This window comes from Pengzhenrongella frigida (genome assembly GCF_004168625.1).
Classification (GTDB): domain Bacteria; phylum Actinomycetota; class Actinomycetes; order Actinomycetales; family Cellulomonadaceae; genus Pengzhenrongella; species Pengzhenrongella frigida.
This window is the reverse complement of sequence record NZ_SDWW01000001.1, coordinates 151,591-172,212: the sequence shown is the minus strand read 5'-3', so window position 1 is coordinate 172,212 and position 20,622 is coordinate 151,591. Positions and strand designations below refer to the sequence as shown.

The window sequence follows — 20,622 nt, the reverse complement described above, 5'->3', positions numbered from 1 at the left end:
CACGTCAGGCCCCCCGTGCCGGGTCGAGCTCGGGCGCGGACGGGGCACGGTCGAGCGACACGACGTGGACCGCGGCGTCCGCGGGAACGAGGTCGTCCACCGCCTCGTGGGAGGCGCAACTCAGGACGAGGGTGCGGGGCGGTCCTGATCGAGCCCGCGCACCGGCACGGGCCTCCGCGAGGACGGCGCGCAAGTCGGCCCGCACCGCGGGGTCCACGACGGCGTCCGCGCCGTCGATCGCGACCAGCACCACCTCGTCAAGGAGGGCGCGCGCCAGCCGTGGCACCGCATCGTGGTCCCGGTCGAGCAGCACCACCGACGTCCGCGACCGCACCGACGACGCCCGCGGCGGGAGCACCAGCCCGGCCACCTTGCATCGTCCGGCGGTGATCGGGAGGCGCCCCGTGAGCCCGAGCAGAAGGTCCCTGCGCTCCGACCGAGAGCCGCCCTCGATGACCAGCACGTCCCCGGCGCGGACCAACGCGTCGAGCCCGGCCACCTCCGGGGACTGCCCCGCGACCCGCACGTCCTGCGCCGCGATCCCGACGTGGTCGCCGGGCTCGGGCCATCCGGCGAGCGCATCCTCTTGACTGAGGCCCTCACCTTCGACATCGAAGTGCGGGAAGACGCGTTCCATCCAGGCCGGGAACCACCAGGCATACCGGCCGAACCAGGCGAGGACGGCGGGGATCAGGGTCATCCGCACGATGAACGCGTCCGTGGCGACGCCGACGGTGAGCCCGACGGCGATCGGCTGGATCGACGCGTCGCCGTTGCGGATGAATCCGGCGAAGACCACGATCATGATGATCGCCGCGGCGGTCACGACCCGGGCGGAGGCGACGAACCCCCGTTCGATCGCCGGGCGCGGCTCGCCGTGGTGCACGTAGTCCTCCCGCATCCGGCTGACCAGGAAGACCTCGTAGTCCATCGCCAGGCCGAACAGCACCCCCATGACGATGATCGGCATGAAGCTGCTCACCGAGCCGACATAGTCGATGCCGAGCGGTCCGGCCAGTGCACCGTCGATGAAGACCCGGGCGGTGACCCCGAACGCGACGCCGATCGAGAGCGCGTAGCCCAGCGCCGCGGTCACCGGCACCACGATCGAGCGGAAGACCATCGCCAGCAGCACCAGGGACAGCCCGATCACCAGCAGGCCGAACGGGAGCATGGCGCTCCCGAGCCGGGTCGAGATGTCGATGCCGAGCGCGGTGTACCCGGTGACCGAGAGGTCGACGGCGTACGTGTCGAGCCATGCCTGCTCCTTGCCACGGCTCTCGTTGACCAGGGCCTCGGTCTGCGCCGAGTCCGGCGCCCCCGTCCCGATCACCTGGATCACCGCGGTGTCACCCGACTCGTTGGGGGTGGCCAGCGGGACCGAGTCCACCCCCGGCAGGTCCCCGAGCTCGGCGGCGAGGTCGTTGACGAGCGTCACCGGGTCGGTGCTCTGGATCACCGACCCGGTGACCAGGAGCGGTCCGTTGTAGCCCGGGCCGAAGTGCTCGCCGATGAGGTCGTAGGTGACCCGCCCCGGCGTGCCCGCCGGCAGCGCGCCCGAGCTCGGCAACGCGAGGCGCAGCTGCACGGCCGGGAGCGCGACGACCGCGAGGGCCGCCGTGACGAGCAGGACCGTCACCGGTGGCCACCTCGTGGCCGCGCGCACCCAGTGGCCGAAGAAGCCGCCCGGGCGCCGCTCGGCGGCGGGCTCCGGCTCGCCGATATCTGCGTCTTCCGACGCCTCCGACGCCTCCGACGTCTCCGGTGGCTCCGCCGGCCCGGGTCGGTCGCGCCGTCGGATCACCCGCCAGCCCCCGAACCCCAGCAGCGCGGGGGTGAGGGTCAGGGCGACCGCAGCGGCGCAGGCCACCGCGAGCGCGGCGGCGACCCCGGTGATCGTGAGGAACGGGATGCGCGCCACGGCGAGACCCAGCAGCGCGATGATCACCGTGGTGGCGGCGAACACCACTGCCGACCCGGCCGTGGCGACGGCGCGCGGTACCGATTCCTGGGGGGTCATCCCGCGGCGCAGCTGGTCCAGGTGGCGGGAGACGATGAAGACCGCATAGTCCACGCCCACCGCCAGCCCGAGCATCACGGCCAGCAGCGGTGCGGTCGAGGTGATGGTCGCGAACCGGGTGCCGATCAGCACGATCGCCACCGAGGTGCCGACCCCCGTCACCGCCGTGAGGATCGGCAGCCCCGCCGCGACGAGGGTCCCGAACGTGAACAGCAGCACGACGAGGGCGATGACGAGGCTGCTGAGCTCGCTGAGGCCGACACCCGTGTCCACCTGCGAGAACACCTGGCCGCCCACCGCGACCTGGGACCCGTCGGGCAGGGCATCCTGCAGGGCGCGACCCTGTGCCTGAAGCGAGTCGGACGTGGACGTCGTGACGTCGGCGTTGCCGACGGCGAGCTGGATCGGCACCAGGACGGCGGAGCTGTCCGGCGCGATGTCGCCCGACGACGCGTCGCTGTACGGCGACGTGACGCCCGAGACCTGCGAGATGGTGCCGATCGTGGTGACCGAGCTCTCGACGGCGGCCTGGAAGTTCGGATCGGTGACGTCGCCGCCCGTCGGCGCGACGGCGATCAGCTGGGCCGAGGTGCCGCTGAACTGGGGAAACGTGCGAGTGAGCGAGTCCAGCGCGTCCTGGGACTCGGTGCCCGGGAAGTTGTACGAGTTGTTCGTGCCGGTGCCCAGGGTGCCGGCGCCGGCCAGCAGCAGGCCGACGACGAAGACCCACCCGAGCACCACCCACCAGCGGGCTCGAAAGGCCGCAGCACCCACCGCGAACAACACGGACGACACGCGCTGCCCCCGTCCTCGTCGGGCCGTCTCTGCGGGGGCTGGACCCACCCCGGTGCACCGACACCAAACATGGTGCTCCCGTGCGCGGAGCGCCGCCAACGCTGCGGCTCGTTCCGATGCCCGTCGCGTCGGCCGTCTCTAGGCGACGCGTCCCTCGGGGCGGTCAGTCGCAGACGGCGGTGATGTCGTCGCCGGTGAACGGCTCCCGACCCGCGTTCTTCGCTTCAGTCGGGGTCGGGGTCGGGGTCGGGGTCGGAGGCAGAGGCGGATCGGAGGCGGGTCCGGGGGCGCTCGGGGCGGCGGGGTCGACGGGCTCTTCTGCGGTGACGATCGGCAGGTCCTGCACCATGTTCGACCAGATGGCTTCGGACGCGGACGTCCACACGACCCGGTTGCCGTCCGCGGGGTCCGGACCGTTCGGGATCGTCATGAACGTGATGTCGCCGCTGCGGACGCTGCGGGTGTTGTAGACCAGGGAGGCCATTGTCTGGAGCGTCAGATCGGCGTCGGTGGTCATCGAGCTCGTCGCCGCGGACAGGAACGAGATGAGCTTGGGCACGTTTCCCAGGTCGTTCTTGGACAGTGCGGTGGTCATCACGGCCGAGAGCAGGCGTTGCTGGTTTCCGATGCGGTTGAGGTCCGAGCCATCGGTTCCCTCGACGTGCCGAGCTCGGGCGAACTGCAACGCCCGGACCCCGTCGAAATGTTGATTTCCCGCAGCAGCGTCCAGGCCGGTGTAGGCGTCCACCATGCGGCTCGGGATGCAGATGTCGACGCCCCCGATCGCGTCGACCATGCGCTGGAATCCGATCATGTCGACGATGGCGACATGGTCGAGCGAAAGGCCGGTGTTCGCCTGGACCGTGCTCATCGTGCACGCGGCGGCGGAGGCGATGTCACCGCCGAGGTTCCAGCCGATCGAGAAGGCCGAGTTGAAGATGGCCTTCGACCTGGGCTTCGACGTCGATCCGTTCGTGCCGGTGCACGCGGGGATGCTCACCATCGAATCGCGAGGAATCGAGACGAGCTCGATGCGACTGCGGTCCGCGGAGAGGTGCGCGACGATCGCGGTGTCCGACGCGAGGCTGGGGTCCGCGCCGCCGATGGACTCGTTGGCGCCGTCCCGCTCGTCGGAGCCGAGCAGCAAGATGTTCACGGGTGCGCCGAGGTTGGGGTCGGTGGGATTTGGTTCGCGGGTCGCACCCGGTGACGGTTTGGCGACCAGGTTGGTGATGTCGACCCGGTCGACGTTGCCGTTCAGACGAAATGCGAGGAAGGCGGACGCGCTTATCCCGAATGAGAGCACGGCCGTCAGCCCGAGGGCAATGCCACGCCGGGCGCGGTGGCCACTTTGAGCGCGGGAGTGGCGCGCAGCAGATGCGCCGGGCGACGGGAATCGGCGGAGGAGCACGTCCCGAGAATAGGTGACGGGGGCGATTGAATTCACAGAACTCGGGCCTCGTCGCGCGGCAGCTGCAGCGACCCGCCGACCGGAGATCGGTCAGGAATCGAGAAGCATCGGTGCAGTGACCGCGGTTAGCGTTGCAGTGACATTTCCGACGCCAGATCACACGAGGAGCAGCAGCACATGAGCACCACATCGAAGGCGAGCCCCCAGAAACGAGACGAGGCGTCCCCGGCGGAGGGCTTCTCCCCCCAGGAGCGAGCCGCCATGAAGGTGCGGGCCGCGGAGCTCAGGGCTGAGGCGCGAGGCAGCCGGGGCGCGACGAAGGCGGCCGCCGAGGAGGCGGCGGTGCTGGCGAAGATCGCCGAGATGGCGGTGCCGGACCGTGCTCTGGCCGAGCGTGTGCACGCCGTCGTGACCGCAGCTGCTCCGGAGCTGGCGCCGAAGCTGTGGTACGGGCAGCCGGCCTATGCGATGGACGGCAAGGTGGTGTGCTTCTTCCGCAGCGGGCAGGTCGACAAGGCGCGCTACTCGACGTTCGGATTCAGCACCGAGGCCACGCTCGACGACGACAGTGGGCTGTGGCCGACCGCCTACGCCCTGACCGAGGTCAGCGAGGCGGGCGCCGCGGCGATGACCCAGCTGATCCGGAAGGCCGTCGCCGCCGCGAGAGAATGACCGGTATGGCCGGTGGGCAGTCCGAGGCGCAGCGTCTGCGCGACATCACCGTGATGCGTCGTGTCCGCGACCGGATCGACCGCGACTACGCCCAGCCGCTGGATGTCGAGGCGCTCGCCCGGGGCGTGCACCTGTCCGGTGGGCACCTGAGTCGAGAGTTCCGGCGGGTCTACGGCGAGTCGCCGTACTCGTACCTGATGACACGACGGATCGAACGGGCGATGACGCTGCTACGGCGCGGCGACCTCAGCGTCACCGAGATCTGCTTCGCGGTGGGCTCCTCGTCGTTGGGGACGTTCAGCACGAGATTCACCGAGCTGGTCGGTGTGCCGCCCAGCGTCTACCGCCGCGACCACTCCCAGGCCGCGGCGGGCATTCCTCCGTGTCTGGCGAAGCAGGTGACCAGACCGGTCAGGAGCCAACCGGTCAGGAGCCAACCGGTCAGGAATCAAGAAGCACGAGCGGGTGGCCGCGCCTAGCGTGATGGGCATGGACATCACCATTCACTACGCGTTCCTGCCGCATACCGACGCCGAGGCCGCTCTGGGCTTCTATCGCGACACGCTCGGCTTCGAGGTCCGCCAGGACGTCGGCTATGAGGACATGCGCTGGATCACCGTCGGCCCCCCCGGACAGCCGGGCACCTCCATCGTGCTGCACCCGCCGGCTACCGATCCGGGAGTGACCGAGGACGAGCGGCGCACGATCCTGGAGCTGATCGCCAAGGGCTCCTACACGGCCGTGACGCTGGCCACCGACGACCTCGACGGTCTCTTCGAGCGGCTGGCGGCCGCGGGCGCCGAGGTCGTCCAAGAACCCATCGACCAGGACTACGGGGTCCGCGACTGCGCCTTCCGCGACCCGGCCGGCAATCTCCTCCGCATCAACCAGCGAGCCTGAGCGAATCCCCGAACGGCCCGGCCTGCGCGAAGGCGTACGCGGCGAACCGCTCGCCGATCAGGCGGTGGGTGGCGGTGTCGGGGTGGAGCGCGTCGGACAGCGGGTGCTCGGCGGTGTCGCCGACGCCGTACAGCGTGGTCCCGTCCAGGTAGTGCAGGTTCGGGTCGTCGGCCCGGCGGTCGACGAGGGAGGCCAGCGCCTCGCGGATGACGCGCAGGGTGAGGCGTCCCTGCTGCTGGTCCTCGCTGCGGCCGGTGGCGATGAACCGGACCTGGCCGGTGCCGAGCGAGTCCGGGTCGAACGCACCCGGGCCGGGAGTGTCCTCGTGGATGCCGCAGAAGATCGGCGAGATGAGCACCAGCGGCGCGGTGGGGTGCCCGTCGCGGATCGTGTCGAGGAAGCCGTGGACGGCGGGCACGAACGACCGCAGCCGCATCGAGTCGAGGTTGACCACGTTGATCCCGAGCTTGACGCTGATCAGGTCGGCCGGGGCGTCGCGGATCACGCGGGCGAGGAACGGGTCGACCAGGGCGCTGCCCCCGAAGCCGAGGTTGCGCAGCTCGACGCCGCCGAGCCGCGCGGCGACGGCCGGCCAGATCTGCGTCGGCGTGCTCGCGTTCGAGCCGTGGCTGATCGAGCTGCCGTGGTTGACCCAGACGGGTCGGGTCGGGTCGACCGGGCGCACCGGCTCGTCCGTGCGCAACTCGATCAGCTCGAGGGACTCGTTGTGGGGCAGCCAGATCTCGATCAGCTTGTCGCCCGCGGGCAGCCCGCTGAACACCGCCGTGTGCGCCGGCCCCGCCCGGAAGTCGGGCACGCCGGTCTGCAGGTCGACCTCCACGACGTCGCCGCCGTCGAGCAGGTCGCTCGCCACGACGTCGCCGTCGGCCACCAGGTCGATGCTCCCGCGGGGACGGTCCACCCCCCGGTAGGCGACCCGCGAGGGGTGGGCGACGAGGTGGATCGTCCGCGCCGCGGTCGACATCGTCAGGCGGACCCCGGCGGGCTGGCCCTGCGTCATCAGCAGCTGCGGGTCGGGGAACTGCGTGCGCACCCACGCCGGCAGCCGGTGCGGGCGCAGGCCACGGGCGGTGGTCTCCACCTCGGCGGCGCCCTGGAGGAAGGCAGCGGTCAGGGGGGTGGTGATCATCAGGGGGTCCGGTTCTGTGCGTCGGTCGACCAGGTCATCAGGAGCGCGTCGAGCGCGTCGAGGGTCTTGCGCCAGGACACCTCGGGGGCGGGTGCGCTGTGATCGAAGCTGCCGATGGCCTCGAGGGCGAGGAAGCCGTTGATCGTGCTGCCGATCAGGCGGGTGGCGTGCACCCGCTCCTCCGGCGGCAAGCCGTATCCCCGCAGGAGGGCGTCGGTCAGGGCGACGAAGCTCCGCGCGGCGCTGGACTCCACGGCGGCGGCGCCGGCTCGCCGCTGCAGCGACTGCCATCGGCCCGGTGACTGGAGCGAGTACGCCCGGTGAGCCTCGGCGAAGCCGTGCAGGGCGAGCCGGTCGGCGCGCCCGGCGATCGCCACCGCCACGCGGTCGGCGAGCTCCGAGAGGGCGAGCGCGGTGATCCCGTCCAGCAGGGCCGCGCGGTCGCGCACGTGCGAGTACAGGCTCGGGGTCTGCACACCGAGGCGGCGCGCGACCGCCGACAGCGTCACGCCGTCGAAGCCGGCCTCGTCGGCCAGGTCGGCCGCCTCGGCGATGATCGCCGTCGCGGTGAGAGGAGTGCGCGTCATGGGTCCCAGCCTACAGGCATTAGGCAAAACCCTAGTGAGCATAGGCGACGGCCCGTCGACCTACGGGTGGGTGGCGACCTGCTGCCGTGCGCGGACCATCGGGTCCTCGCCGGAGGTGAACGGGGTGAGGCTGTAGCTGACGGAGTACGCGCGGTCGGCGAACAGCGTGTACTCGTCATGCACCGCGGCGCCCCAGCTGTCGTCGCCGCCGACGCCCATCTGGTGGGCGCTGACGCGCAGCACGACCTCCGGCCGCGGCGGGGTGTCGTACCAGTGCTGGCCGTGGTGGCTCAGCACCTGGGACAGGTCCTCCGGCGCGTAGTGGCTCGCGTTCACCTCGAGCGGGGTGCCGGAGGAGACGAGGAGGCCGTTCCCCGCCTCGTCGGTCAGGGTCGCCCAGCGCACGTCGGTCTTGTTGCCGGACTCCTGCGGCCGGAGGTACCGGGTCACCTGGTCGCTCACGGCCCCGCTGTAGAGGCCGACGTCGGTGGACGTCTTGCGGTCGAGCATCGACTCGCCCGGTCCGCGGCCGTACCAGGTGAGCGTCTCCAGCTCGGGAGGCAGGGTGAGCATCGTGCCGACCTCGGGGATGTACGGCAGGTCGCTCGCGCCCGGCTGCAAGGTGCTCTCGACCTGGACCTGGCCGTTGCCCAGGACCGTGTAGGCCATCGTGACCGCCGACGGCGTCGTGGTGGGCACCGTCCCGGTGAACGTCACCCGGACCGCCTTGTCGAGCAGCGGGGTCACCTGCACGTCGTCGATCTGCCAGTCCCGGCCGGCGTGACGCCAGGTGCGGGTGACGGTCGGCATGCTGTTGCCGAGGTCGTTGTCGGTCGGGGCGCGCCAGTAGTTCGGGCGCGGACCGGACGCGATCAGCTCCTGGCCGCTGCGGGTGAGCGAGCGGATCGTCCCCTGCTCCTTGTCGATGGTGACGGTGAAGTCGTCGCCGGTGACCTGCACCACGGTGCCCTCGTCCACCGAGGTGAGCGACGGCATCGAGGAGAGGTCGGCGGGCTGGATGTCCGGTGCGCCGAACGGCACCTCGAGCTGCGCCTTCGCCTGCACGAAGCCCTTCTCCGCCCACAGCTCGTCCTGCCGCAGGCGGAACTGCACGTCGAGCCAGTACTCGCTGCCGGCCGGCAGGGTGGCGGGGGCCGTGAAACCTGGCAGGGTCACGACCGTGGTCTCACCGGGCCCGATGTCCGTGGCGGGCCCGGCGAGCCGGCCGGCCTCGATGACCTCGTCGTCCTGCATGAGCTGCCAGGTCACGTCGTAGGCGTTCACGTTGGTGAACAGGTTCTCGTTGGTGATCTCGATCGTCCCGTCGGCCACGTCGGAGCCGGTGACCTGCAGGGCTTGGTAGACCTGCTTGACCTCGGCCGTCTTGGGAGTCTCGGTGCGGTCGGCGAGGAGGATCCCGTTGCCGATGAAGCCGCCGTCGTTCGGGTCGTCACCCCAGTCCCCGCCGCGGGCGAGGAACGTCTCGCCCGAGGCGGGGGCCTGCGTGACGGTGGACTGCGACGCGTCGAACCACAGGCGCACGGCGGGATCTCGGGCCGTGCGAGCGTCGTCGGCGATCTCGGTCGCGGTGAGCGCCCGGTCGTAGAGCCGCACGGCGGCGATGTCACCGAGGAACTGCCGGTCGGCGTCGTCCGCGGTGCCGCCGATCATGAACGGCGCCGAGGTGGGGCCGACGGGGCCCGTGACCGGCGCGCTTCCGGCCGCCAGGCCGTCGAGGTAGACGGTCGCCGTTCCCGGCCCGGGGTCGTACACGCCGGTGACGCGGTGCTCGGTACCGGTCCAGCCGTCGGGCGTCGCGGCCGACACCGTCGTCCGCTGCCCGTCGGTGGAGTAGACGGAGAACGAGACCTCCTCGTCGTCGTGCGCGAGCTCGAACTGGCGGTCACCGGTGCTCGCGATCGCGTCCGAGTACGTCGACGCCCTCTCGGGGGTGAGCACGGCCTCGAGGGTCAGCGGTCCGGCGAGCTCGAGCACGGCCTCGACGCCGAACGTCGCCGTGCCGCGCAGGCCGGTCGGCCCGATCGTCGCGTCCCGGTCGACCGTCGCGGTGAGCAGGCCCGGCCCGGACTCCTGCAGGGTGCGGGCCGCAGGCTCGTCGGTCCACAGCGACTGGTCGGCGAACACCCAGATGAACCCGCCCTGGAGGCGGTCGGGATGGGCGCGGATGACGTCCCAGTAGTCCGCGAGGTTGCCGGTGCTGTTGCCCAGGGCGTGCGAGTACTCGATGAGCACGAACGGACGCGGGTCGGCGCTGCTCTCGGCGTAGGTCTCCATCGCGTCGGCCGAGGTGTACATCTGGCTCGTCACGTCCGACACCCGCGCCGGGCTCCCGCCGCCCTCGTACTGGACGGGGCGCTCGGTGTCGTAGGACGTGACCCAGTCGTACATGGCGTCCTGGTTCGTGCCGTAGCCGGCCTCGTTGCCCAGCGACCACATGATGACGCTCGCGTGGTTCTTGTCCCGGTGCACCATGGCCTGGATGCGAGCCAGCACGGCCTGGGTCAGCTCGGGCCGGTCCACCGGGATCTCGGTCGACGCGCCGTGCGTCTCGAGGTTCGTCTCGTCCACGACGTAGATGCCGTACTCGTCGGCGAGCTCGTACCACTGCGGGTCGTTCGGGTAGTGCGAGGTGCGCACGGCGTTGATGTTGTTGCGCTTCATGATCGAGATGTCCTCGACCATCTCCTCCCGGGTGAGCGCTCGCCCGTTGACGGCGGACATCTCGTGCCGGTTGACGCCGCGGATCGAGACCGGTTGGCCGTTGACCGTCAGCAGGTCGCGGGCCGGGTCCAGCTGGACCTCGCGCAGTCCCGTGCGCGTCGAGATCGTCTCGATCACCTCGCCCCGGGGATCCTTGACCTGAAGCACCGTCGTGTACAGGTTCGGCTGCTCGGCGGACCACAGCCGCGGGTCCGCGACCTCCTTGCTGCCGGTGCCCGTCTGGTCCTGCCCCGGACCGGACGAGCCGACGTCCACCGGGATGACGAGCGGCTTCCTCCACACGGGCTCGCTGCCGTCGTAGAGCATCGCCTCGACGGTGTACCCACCCGCGGACCGGCCCGCGTAGTCGCGCAGGGCCACCTGCACCTCGAGCGCGGCGGAGCGGTAGTCGTCGCCGAGCGGCGTCTGGATCCGGAAGTCCCGCAGGTGCACCTGCGGCGTGGAGAAGAGGTAGACGCCGCGGAAGATCCCGGCGAGCCGGATCATGTCCTGGTCCTCGAGCCAGGAACCGTCCGACCACCGGTACACCTCCACCGCGATCTGGTTCACGCCGGGATCCAAGAAGTCGGTCACGTCGAACTCGGAGGAGTCGAAGCTGGACTCCCGGTAGCCCACCTTCTGCCCGTTCACCCACACGTAGAACGCCGACTCGACCCCGTCGAAGTGCAGGAAGGTCCGCCGCCCGTCCCAGGAAGCAGGCAAGGTCACCGAGGTCCGGTACTGGCCCACCGGGTTGTAGCGCGTCGGCGCGAACGGGAACTCGGGGTTCTCCTCTCCACCGTTGGCGCCCGTGAACGGGTAGGTGATGTTCGTGTAGATGGGGAAGTCGTAGCCCTGCGTCTGCCAGCTCGACGGGACGGTGATGGTGTCCCAGCCGGAGTCGTCGACCTCGGTGGAGAAGAAGTCCTCCTGCCGCGATGCCGGGTTCTCGGACCACTGGAACCTCCAGTCGCCGTCGAGGCTCTGCCGGTACGGCGAGTCCGTGCCGTCGGCCGCAAGAGCCTGGCGAACCGTGTCGTAGGGCGTCAACGTCGCATGCGGCGGCTCGTCGCCGACGGCGAAGACCTCGGGGTTGTTGTTCCACTCCGGGTAGTCGTCCGCGACCCGGACCGAACACCCGGCCGCGACCGCCGCGCTGCCCACCAGGGCTAGCGCGGCGACCAGGGCCGGCACGCGTCGCCGTCCGGCCCGAGGAGATTCTCCGCGCCGAGAGGACCATCCGAACATGCGCGCCTCTCAGGGTCGGCACCGCTGACGACGCGCTCCTGCCGGAGCGGGGTGCGTCGTGCGGGCTCAGACGTCGACGACACCATAACGGCGACGCGTCACCGGGGCAGCACCAGCAGGTTGTGCGCCCAGATCGACAGGTTGTGCCGCGCCCGATCACGGGTCTTCGAACGGCTGCTTGAGTCATCACCGGCGCCCGTGACAGAACCCGTCCAGCCAGCCGCTGATGTGCCTGAGCACCCCCAGCGCCTCGGCCGGACGCGCTGTCGCAGGCTCCGACCTAGCACTACGTAGACACCCCGGACAGGGGCGCGCACCACGGCCGAGCCGGGGCGGGCGACCCGGTTGATCAGGGTCGTGACGGCACGATCGAACGGCTGAGCGGACAGGTGATGGCACCTCGGACGACCGTCGTCCGGAGGCGGTCTCGGCCCGCAACACTCAATGAGGAGAGAGCGATGAAGCTTGGCCAGATGAAGTCACCGGGGAGCAGGCCGATGAGGCGCCTGCCCGCCACTGGAGTAGCGGTTTTCGCCGGTCTCACCGCCATCACCCTTGCGGGTTGCACGGCGGGCCCGTCGGATCCCGAGACGACCACACCGGACGCCTACGTCGAGCGCGAGGTCACGGACGGTGGGACGACCTTTATGGTCGTCGACAACCCCGGTGACGGCGCGACGCTGTCCTACGGCGTCGACAGCAAGATCACCCTCCTCGAGGAGGAGGTCGATGGTTCGACCTTCGCCTTCAAGGACATGAACGCGAACGGCGAGCTCGACGTCTGGGAGGACTGGCGGGTCGGCGCGAGCGATCGCGCCGCCGACCTCGCGTCCCAGCTGACCGTCGAGCAGATCTCGGGGCTGATGCTGTTCAGCTCGCACGAGCGCTCCCCTGCCGACGGCCTCACCGACGCCCAGCAGACCTACCTGTCCGAGGACAAGCTGCGCAACGTGCTCAACGCCGGCGGGTCCGACGTGACCGAGAACGTCACGTGGGTCAACGCGGTACAGGCGTACACCGAGTCGATCGCCACGGCCGACGAGCCCTACGTCCCGGCGAACTTCAGCTCGGACCCCCGCTCCGAGGCGCAGTCCGGCTCCTCCTACATCGAGACCGGTGCGGGCGTCTCGCTCTGGCCGTCCGTGCTGGGCCTCGCCGCGACGTTCGACGCGGCGACGGTCGAGGACTTCGGCCGCGTCGTGTCCGACGAGTACCGCGCGCTGGGCATCTCCAACGCCCTGAGCCCGCAGATCGACCTCGCGACCGAGCCTCGCTGGCTGCGCGTCGCCGGCACGCTCGGGGAGGACCCGGAGCTGGCCGCCGAGCTGGCCGCCGCCTACGTCAAGGGCTTCCAGGGCACCTACGACGAGGACGGCACCCTCGTCGGCTGGGGCGAGAACAGCGTCCCCACGACCATCAAGCACGCACCGGGCGACGGTGCGGGCGAGGGTGGCCGCGAGTCGCACACCAACGTGGGCAAGTACGCGATCACGGGTGAGGGTCTCGACGACCACGCGTCCGTGTTCGCTGCCGCGACGGACTCGCTCGCGATGATGACGTCGTACTCGATCAGCCTCGACAAGGACGGCAACCCCGTCGCCGGTGGCGAGGTCATGGGCACCGCGTACAACACCGAGCTCATGAGCTACATCCGCAACGACATCGGCTTCAAGGGTGCGATCGTCACCGACTGGGCCGTCATGACCGGCATCACCGACGAGGGCGCCTTCCTCGGCACCGCGTGGGGCGCCGAGGGTCTGACCCCCGTCGAGCGCTACGTCAAGGTCCTGAAGAACGGCGTCGACATGTTCGGCGGCGTCAACAGCGCCGAGTTCATCCTCCAGGCCTACGACGCCTGGCAGGCCGAGTTCGAGGCCGGCACGGTCGACGTCGACGCCGACGCGCGGTGGGCCGAGTCCGGCGCCCGCATCCTCACGATGTCCTTCGCGCCCGGCCTGTTCGACGCTCCGTACGTCGAGCTCGAGGAGTCGCTCGCGACCGTCGGATCGGCCGAGAACGTCGAGGCGGGCTTCAACGCCCAGCTCAACTCCGTCGTGATGGTCAAGAACGACGGCACGGTCGCCGAGGCGGCCGAGGGCGACTGGTCGGACAAGACCGTCTACATCCCGCACACGTACGACACGGGCATGGACGGCCTGTTCGGCCCTGCGGTCTACTCCGAGGGAGCGTCGCTGAGCGTCGAGGCCGCGGAGCAGATCTTCGGCACCGTCCTGACCGACACCGTCGAGCTCGACGCCGAGGGCAAGGTCGTCTCGGAGACGGCTCCGGACCTGACCGACGTCGACCTCGTGCTCGTCGGTCTGCGCTCGCCGAACAACGGCAACCCGTTCTCCGCCTCCGGCCAGGACGCCGAGACGAAGGCGTGGTACCCCCTCTCGCTGCAGTGGGCTCCGTACACCGCTGACGGCGCGAACGTGCGCACGACCTCGATCGGTGGCGACGTCCTCGCGGACGGCACCAAGGAGAACCGCTCCTACTTCGGCGCCACCTCGCGCATCTCGAACGAGGCGGACATCCACGCCTTCGAGCGTGCGGTCGCCGCAGTCGAGGCGTCCGGCAAGGACATCCCGATGATCACGGTCGTCAAGGCCAACAACCCGGTCGTCCCGGCCGAGTTCGAGGCCGCGTCCGACGCCGTGCTGGTCGGGTTCGGCGTCAGCGATCTCGCGACGCTCACCGTCGCCGCGGGTCTGCACGAGCCCCAGGGGCGCCTGCCGATCGGTTTCCCGGTCGACATGGACGCCGTCGAGGCGCAGGACGAGGGCGTCGGGGAAGACATGACGACCTACGTCGACGCCGCGGGCAGCGACTGGAAGTTCGGCTTCGGCCTGAACTACGCGGGGCCGCTGGCGGACTGACGCGAGCACCTCGAGGGAGTGGCCGGCGGTGCACGCCGCCGGCCACTCCCCGGGCACCGGACAGGCCGGCGGGACCAGCCGCCTCTCATGTCACCCTCGGTGCGTACGACCGGTTGCGGGATCGGCCCGCGGCCAGATCTCAAAGGAGCAGATGTGAAGAACAACAAGGTGCTGACCACCGGCCTCGGGTTGCTGATCGCCGTTACCGGCGCCTTCGGGCTCACCGCGTGCTCCAGCGACGACAGCGCCGCTGAGGGCTCCTCCGAGAGCACCCAGGCCGACGTCGACGTCGCGGAGGACCTCGAGAACGCCCGGAAGGCGGTCGCCGACGCACTGGCCGAGGACGACAGCTGGGCCCAGATCATGCTGGCGAGCGACGTCGAGGCTCCCACGGTCAAGTACGGCCTGCTGGTCGTGCCCTACTCCTTCTCGGAGGCCGCCGCCCGCGTCCAAGGCACCATCACGATCACCGACGGCGAGTACACGATCGACGCCGACTCGGCCGCCACCGAGAAGACATGGCAGATCGACCAGGACGGCACGATCACCGAGGTGACCGAGTAGTCCCACCGGCATCGCGTCGGTCCGCCCGGACCGCGCGCGAGTGCCCGCCCGGCCGCCCTGTGGGCGGGCACTCGCCTCCCGGCACCTGATCGCCGGCCCGCACTCAAGGAGACATGCAGTGAACGCCAGACCGAAGAAGAGCGCCGAACGCGTGAAGACGCCGATGTCGAACAAGAAATACCTGTCGATCTGGGTCCCCGTGCTCGCCACGGTGACCGTGCTGACCGTCGTCGCGAACGTCGCGCTCAACATCGCTGGCGGCTGGGTCGCGTCCCAGTTCGGATCCGGCACCTACACCTTCACGAACACCGCCGAGGCGGCGGACTGGGACACCGAGTACTACACGTCCGACCTCGCGAACATCGACGAGGTCGACGCGGCGGCGCAGGCGCTCGTCGAGGAGATCGCCGCCGGCGGCATCGTCCTCGCGAAGAACGAGGCCGGCGCACTGCCCCTCGCCCCGAGCTCGAAGGTCACGATGCTGGGCCGCGCGGCCGCGGACCCGGTCTTCGGCGGCTCGGGCTCCGGCTCGGTCGACACGAACTCTGCGGTGACCGCCCGCGCCGGGCTGGAGAACGCCGGCCTGCAGGTCAACGACCAGGTCTTCGCCGCGATCACGGCGTTCGCGGACGAGAACCCCCGGGGCTACATCGAGATGGACAACCCCGACGCGTCCACCTACTACATCGGCGAGCTGCCCGTCGGCGAGTACGAGGCGCAGTCGGCGTCTTTCGCGCAGTACTCCGACGCCGCGGTCATCCACATCGGTCGACCCGGCGGTGAGGGCGGCGACCTCACGACGGACATGACCGCCTGGGACGACAACGCCGAGGACGGACAGCACCAGCTCGAGCTGAACGCCGACGAGCGGAACCTGATCGACCTGGCGGAAGCCTCCTTCGAGACCGTGGTCGTCGTGGTCAACTCCTCCACGACCATCGAGATGGGCGCGCTCCAGGACGACCCCGAGATCGACGCGATCCTGCTGGCCGGCTCGCCGGGCGCGACGGGCTTCAACGCGCTCGGCAGCATCCTGACCGGTGAGGTGAACCCGTCCGGTCGCACCGCCGACCTGTGGGCCGCCGACTTCACGGCCGACCCCACCTTCGCGAACGTCGGCGGGTTCGTCTACGACAACATCGAGGCGTCCTACCCGGTCTCGGCCGTCGAGAAGGCGACCTCCAACGCGACGGTGACCTCCGACGCCCCGTTCGTGAACTACGCCGAGGGCATCTACGTCGGCTACCGGTACTACGAGACCGCGGCGGCCGAGGGCTTCATCGACTACGACGACGCGGTCGTCTACCCCTTCGGGCACGGGCTGAGCTTCACCGACTTCTCCTGGGAGGTCGTCGGCACCGAGGTCGGTGACGTCGACGGATCCGTCAGCGTCACGGTCGAGGTCACCAACACGGGCACGACCGCCGGCAAGGACGTCGTCGAGCTGTACTACTCCGCGCCCTACACGGTCGGCGGCATCGAGAAGGCCGAGGTCGTCCTCGGCGGCTTCGACAAGACCGGTCTGATCGAGCCCGGCGCGAGCGAGACCGTCACGATCGACCTCGCCGTCGAGGACATGGCGTCCTACGACCACCTGGGCAACCAGGCGTACGTCCTCGAGGCCGGCGACTACACCATCGGTCTGCGCACCGACTCGCACACGGTCGCCCCGGGTACCGAGCCGATCACCTACCCGGTCGACTCCGACGTCGTCTACGCCGGCGAGAACCACCGGTCGACGGATCTCACCGAGGTCACCAACCAGTTCGACGACGTCTCGGCGCAGTTCAGCGCCGAGCCGGAGGAGGGCAAGATCCTGTCGATGTCGCGCGCGGACTTCGCCGGGACGTTCCCGACGGCGCCCACCGCCGACCTGTTCATCGCGGACGAGGCCGTCGTGGCGGGCTTCGCGGCCTGGGACGACGACGCCGCGGCCGCCGAGTTCGAGGGCGAGATGCCCACGACCGGCGAACGGTCGGAGCTGGCGCTCGTCGACCTGCGCGGCCTGCCGAAGGACGACCCGCAGTGGGACGAGCTGCTCGACTCCCTCTCGGTCGGTGACATGACCGGCATGCTGCTCAACGGCGCCTACCAGACGGCCGCGATCGGCTCGATCGCCAAGCCGCAGACGGTGGAGCCGGACGGACCGGCGGGCTTCTCCTCGTTCATCAACTCGTCGATCAACGGGGTCGCCTACCCGTCGCAGTTCCTCATCGCGCAGACGTGGGACGTCGAGCTCGGCGCGGCCATGGGCCAGATGCTCGGGAACGAGGCGCTGCAGAAGGGGATCAACGGCTGGTACGCACCGGCGACCAACCTGCACCGCTCCCCGTTCGGCGGGCGCAACTTCGAGTACTACTCGGAGGACCCCTACCTCTCGGGCTCGATGCTGACGGCCGTGGCGAACGGGGCGGCGGAGAAGGGCGTCTACACGATGCTCAAGCACTTCGCCCTCAACGAGCAGGAGACGAACCGGGTCAACAACGGCATCGCCACCTGGGCGACCGAGCAGACCATCCGTGAGGTCTACCTCAAGCCGTTCGAGATGGCCGTCAAGAACATCTCGATGAACGTCTCGTACGTGTCCGACGAGGACGGCACGGTCTCCGAGGCGACGATCGGGGCGGGCGGCATCATGAGCTCGTTCAACCGGATCGGCGCCACGTGGACGGGTGGCTCGACGGCCCTCATGACGACCGTGCTCCGCGAGGAGTGGGGCTTCGAGGGCTTCGCGATCTCCGACTTCAACCTGTACTCCTACATGAACCCGAACCAGGGCATCAGTGCGGGGACGGACCTCACCCTGACGTTCCAGCCGTCGAAGTCCTTCAGCGACTCCGAGTCGGCCAAGGCGGTCACCGACATCCGGAACGCGACCCACAACATCCTGTTCACGGTCACGAACTCCAACGCCATGAACGGGCTCGCCCCGGGCGCGACGGTCGACTACACGCCGCCCGTCTGGGTGTACCTCCAGATCGGGATCTCGGTGCTCCTCGGGGGCTTGGTGGCCTTCGGCAGCTTCATGGTGTGGCGTCGGGTGCGTCGCGTCCGTGCCGGCGTGCCCGAGGTCGGCACGACGCCGCGGGGTGCCGCCGCGGATCCGTCCTCGGCGCGCGTCTAGCCACCCGCGACCCGCTTCCCGGGATGTCGGGCCCGCACCAGCGGGCCCGACACCCCGGCGGCGCCGACCCCAACCACTGCGCGCACAGGAAGAGGTATGACCATGTCCGATGAGCTGACCCTGCTCGAGAAGGCAGCACTGCTCAGCGGTGCGAGCGTGTGGGAGTCCCGCGAGGTGGCTCGACTGGGCATCCGCTCGCTCACCCTCTCCGACGGCCCGCACGGCATCCGCAAGCAGGTCGGGTCGTCCGACCACCTCGGCATCAACGGATCGATGCCGGCGACCTGCTTCCCGACCGCCGCGACGGTCGCCAACTCCTGGGACGTCGAGCTCGCCGCCCAGGTGGGCGACGCCCTCGGCGCCGAGGCGGTGAACCTGGGCGTCGACGTGGTCCTCGGCCCGGGCCTGAACATCAAGCGCAGCCCGCTGTGCGGCCGCAACTTCGAGTACTTCTCGGAGGACCCGTACCTGTCCGGCACGATGGCCGCCGGCTACGTGCGCGGCATCCAGGGCCGGGGCGTGTCGGCGTGCCCCAAGCACTTCGCGGCGAACAGCCAGGAGCTGCGACGGATGGCCAGCGACTCGCTGCTCGACGAGCGCACGCTGCGCGAGATCTACCTGACGGCGTTCGAGATCGTCGTCCGCGAAGCGCAGCCCAAGGCGCTGATGTCCGCCTACAACAAGGTCAACGGGACCTACGTCCACGAGAGCGCCCACCTGCTGCAGGACATCCTGCGGGCGGAGTGGGGCTTCGACGGCGCGGTGATCTCCGACTGGGGCGGCTCGAACGACGCCGTCGCGGCCGTCCGCGCCGGGGGAACGCTCGAGATGCCGTCGCCCGGTCTGGACTCCGCCCGGCAGCTGGTCGCCGCCGTCGAGCAGGGTCGGCTCACCGAGGTCGAGCTCGACGCCCGGGTCGCCGAGATGCGCAGCCTGGTCCAGCGGATCGATCCGTCGCGGGACCGGGCCGTCGACATCGACGCCCACCACGCCCTTGCGCGACGGGTCGCCGAGGCGAGCCAGGTGCTGCTCAAGAACGACGACGCGACCCTGCCGCTCGCCGGCGGCACGCGCGTCGCCGTCATCGGCGACTTCGCCGAGACCCCGCGCTACCAGGGGGCCGGCTCCTCGCTGGTCCACCCCACCCGCCTGACGACCGCCCTCGAGGCGCTCGCAGCCTCGTCGCTCGAGGTCGTGCGCTATGCGCAGGGCTTCCGGCGCACCGGCGGCGCGGACGCGTCGTTGGTGGCCGAAGCGCTCGACGCCGCGGCCTCGGCCGAGGTCGCGCTGGTCTACCTGGGCCTGGACGAGACGAGCGAGTCGGAGGGCAACGACCGCAGCCACCTGCGGCTTGCCGACAACCAGGTCACGCTGCTCGCGGCGCTGCACGGGGTGGCCGAGCGGGTCGTCGTCGTGCTCTCGGCCGGCTCGGTGGTCGAGATGCCGTGGCTGGGTCACGCCGACGCGCTGGTGCACGGCTACCTGGGTGGTCAGGCGGGCGCCGAGGCGACGGTCGCCGTCCTCACCGGAGCGGTCAACCCGTCCGGTCGGCTCGCGGAGACCTATCCCGTGCACCTCAAGGACACCAGCAGCCACGGGTACTACCCCGGCACGGGGGAGACCGCTGAGTACCGCGAGGGCATCTACGTCGGCTACCGCCACACCGAGACGGCCGGGACCCCGACGCTGTTCCCCTTCGGCTTCGGGCTCGGCTACACGACGTTCGCCTACGCGGACCTCGCGGTCGACGACGCGGGGGCGACCTTCACGGTCGAGAACACCGGCGCCGTCGCGGGTGCGGAGGTCGCCCAGCTGTACGTCGGGCGTCGCGCACCGAGCGGGGTGCACCGCGCTGCGAGGGAGCTCAAGGGCTTCCGCAAGGTCCAGCTCGCGCCGGGGGAGAAGGTGACCGTCTCCATCCCCTTCGATCGGTACACGTTCCGCCACTTCGCCGTGGCTCAGGCCGCGTGGCAGGTCGAGGCGGGCGAGTTCACGGTGTCGGTCGGCTCCAACGTCGCGGACCTGCCCCTGGCGGCCGTGCTCCAGGTGGCCGGCGACCAGGTCGCGGACCGGCCCACCGACCTGCCGTCCTATGACGCCGCCACCGTGACCGCGGTGTCCGACGAGGAGTTCTCGGCGCTGCTGGGCCGCGAGCTCGGTGGACCGGTACCAGACGGTCCGGAACCACGCGGACCACTGGGCGTCAACGCGCCGCTGCTCGCGATGCACGGCGCCCGCAGCCCGATCGCCCGGCTCGCCGCGCGGGTGCTCGCCGCGCTCATCGCGCGCTCGATGCGTCGCGGCAAGCCCGACCTCAACCTGCTCTTCCTCTACAACATGCCCTTCAGGGCCATGGCGAAGATGACGAACGGCGCGGTGACCACGGAGATGGTCGATTCCATGGTCACCGTCGTCAACGGCCGGTTCTTCCGCGGCGTCGGCGGGCTGATCGCGGGCTACGTCCGCGGCCGGCGGTCGACGCGCCGCCTGGCCGCGGAGCTCGCTCGACCCGCCCGTACCTCGCGCACAGCGCGCTAGCCCACCACACGAA

12 protein-coding genes are annotated in these 20,622 nt (G+C 70.4%); 7 read left to right on the top strand and 5 right to left on the bottom strand.

Annotation, left to right across the window (positions count from 1 at the left end; translation table 11 throughout):
- Positions 1-4: 4 nt before the first annotated feature.
- Positions 5-2,815, bottom strand: a complete 2,811-nt coding sequence (locus EUA98_RS00710; RefSeq protein WP_130100734.1) for an MMPL family transporter — start codon at positions 2,813-2,815, stop codon at positions 5-7.
- Positions 2,816-2,978: 163 nt separating this feature from the next.
- The gene (locus EUA98_RS00705; protein WP_130100733.1) at positions 2,979-4,226 is read right to left on the bottom strand and encodes an LCP family protein; all 1,248 of its coding nucleotides are present in this window, start codon (positions 4,224-4,226) and stop codon (positions 2,979-2,981) included.
- 177 nt (positions 4,227-4,403) lie between these two features.
- Here EUA98_RS00705 and EUA98_RS00700 point away from each other — a divergent pair, with 177 nt between their 5' ends.
- The 3 genes from EUA98_RS00700 to EUA98_RS00690 are packed head-to-tail and all read left to right on the top strand — an operon-like array spanning position 4,404 to position 5,798.
- Positions 4,404-4,898, top strand: a complete 495-nt coding sequence (locus EUA98_RS00700) for a DUF1801 domain-containing protein (protein ID WP_130100732.1) — start codon at positions 4,404-4,406, stop codon at positions 4,896-4,898.
- A 5-nt stretch (positions 4,899-4,903) separates the two neighbouring features.
- Positions 4,904-5,377, top strand: coding sequence for a helix-turn-helix transcriptional regulator (locus EUA98_RS00695; RefSeq protein WP_130100731.1), 474 nt, complete (start codon positions 4,904-4,906; stop codon positions 5,375-5,377).
- Positions 5,378-5,387: 10 nt separating this feature from the next.
- Positions 5,388-5,798, top strand: a complete 411-nt coding sequence (locus EUA98_RS00690; protein ID WP_130100768.1) for a VOC family protein — start codon at positions 5,388-5,390, stop codon at positions 5,796-5,798.
- Here EUA98_RS00690 and EUA98_RS00685 read toward each other — a convergent pair.
- Genes EUA98_RS00685 through EUA98_RS00675 form a run of 3 tightly spaced genes read right to left on the bottom strand, consistent with a single transcriptional unit; the run spans position 5,782 to position 11,450 of the window.
- Positions 5,782-6,948, bottom strand: coding sequence for a GDSL-type esterase/lipase family protein (locus tag EUA98_RS00685; RefSeq protein WP_130100730.1), 1,167 nt, complete (start codon positions 6,946-6,948; stop codon positions 5,782-5,784). The genes EUA98_RS00690 and EUA98_RS00685 overlap by 17 nt on opposite strands.
- On the bottom strand, positions 6,948-7,535 hold the full coding sequence (locus EUA98_RS00680) for a TetR/AcrR family transcriptional regulator (protein WP_130100729.1): 588 nt from the start codon (positions 7,533-7,535) through the stop codon (positions 6,948-6,950). Before EUA98_RS00680 ends, EUA98_RS00685 begins: the two co-directional genes overlap by 1 nt.
- 60 nt (positions 7,536-7,595) lie before the next feature.
- Positions 7,596-11,450 carry a glycoside hydrolase family 2 TIM barrel-domain containing protein gene (locus tag EUA98_RS00675; RefSeq protein WP_207218914.1) on the bottom strand — a complete coding sequence of 1,285 codons (3,855 nt, stop codon included), beginning with the start codon at positions 11,448-11,450 and terminating at the stop codon, positions 7,596-7,598.
- A 551-nt stretch (positions 11,451-12,001) separates the two neighbouring features.
- Between EUA98_RS00675 and EUA98_RS00670 the strand changes: the two genes are divergently transcribed.
- From EUA98_RS00670 to EUA98_RS00655, 4 genes are all read left to right on the top strand, one after another.
- Positions 12,002-14,383, top strand: a complete 2,382-nt coding sequence (locus tag EUA98_RS00670) for a glycoside hydrolase family 3 protein (RefSeq protein WP_165372667.1) — start codon at positions 12,002-12,004, stop codon at positions 14,381-14,383.
- Between the two features lie 153 nt (positions 14,384-14,536).
- Positions 14,537-14,947 (top strand): hypothetical protein, encoded by a 411-nt coding sequence (locus EUA98_RS00665; protein WP_130100726.1) that lies wholly within the window; start codon positions 14,537-14,539, stop codon positions 14,945-14,947.
- Positions 14,948-15,065: 118 nt separating this feature from the next.
- A complete protein-coding gene (locus tag EUA98_RS00660) occupies positions 15,066-18,071 on the top strand; it encodes a glycoside hydrolase family 3 C-terminal domain-containing protein (RefSeq protein ID WP_242511176.1) in 3,006 nt (1,001 codons plus the stop codon).
- A gap of 96 nt (positions 18,072-18,167) precedes the next feature.
- Positions 18,168-20,609, top strand: a complete 2,442-nt coding sequence (locus tag EUA98_RS00655; protein ID WP_242511175.1) for a glycoside hydrolase family 3 C-terminal domain-containing protein — start codon at positions 18,168-18,170, stop codon at positions 20,607-20,609.
- The last annotated feature ends 13 nt before the right edge of the window (positions 20,610-20,622 follow it).

Coding starts and splice junctions, on each gene's coding strand:
- EUA98_RS00690 (WP_130100768.1), top strand. CDS start 5,388: ATGGACATCACCATTCACTACGCGTTCCTGCCGCATACCGACGCCGAG.
- EUA98_RS00655 (WP_242511175.1), top strand. CDS start 18,168: ATGACCATGTCCGATGAGCTGACCCTGCTCGAGAAGGCAGCACTGCTC.
- EUA98_RS00685 (WP_130100730.1), bottom strand. CDS start 6,948: ATGATCACCACCCCCCTGACCGCTGCCTTCCTCCAGGGCGCCGCCGAG.
- EUA98_RS00695 (WP_130100731.1), top strand. CDS start 4,904: ATGGCCGGTGGGCAGTCCGAGGCGCAGCGTCTGCGCGACATCACCGTG.
- EUA98_RS00700 (WP_130100732.1), top strand. CDS start 4,404: ATGAGCACCACATCGAAGGCGAGCCCCCAGAAACGAGACGAGGCGTCC.
- EUA98_RS00670 (WP_165372667.1), top strand. CDS start 12,002: ATGAGGCGCCTGCCCGCCACTGGAGTAGCGGTTTTCGCCGGTCTCACC.
- EUA98_RS00680 (WP_130100729.1), bottom strand. CDS start 7,535: ATGACGCGCACTCCTCTCACCGCGACGGCGATCATCGCCGAGGCGGCC.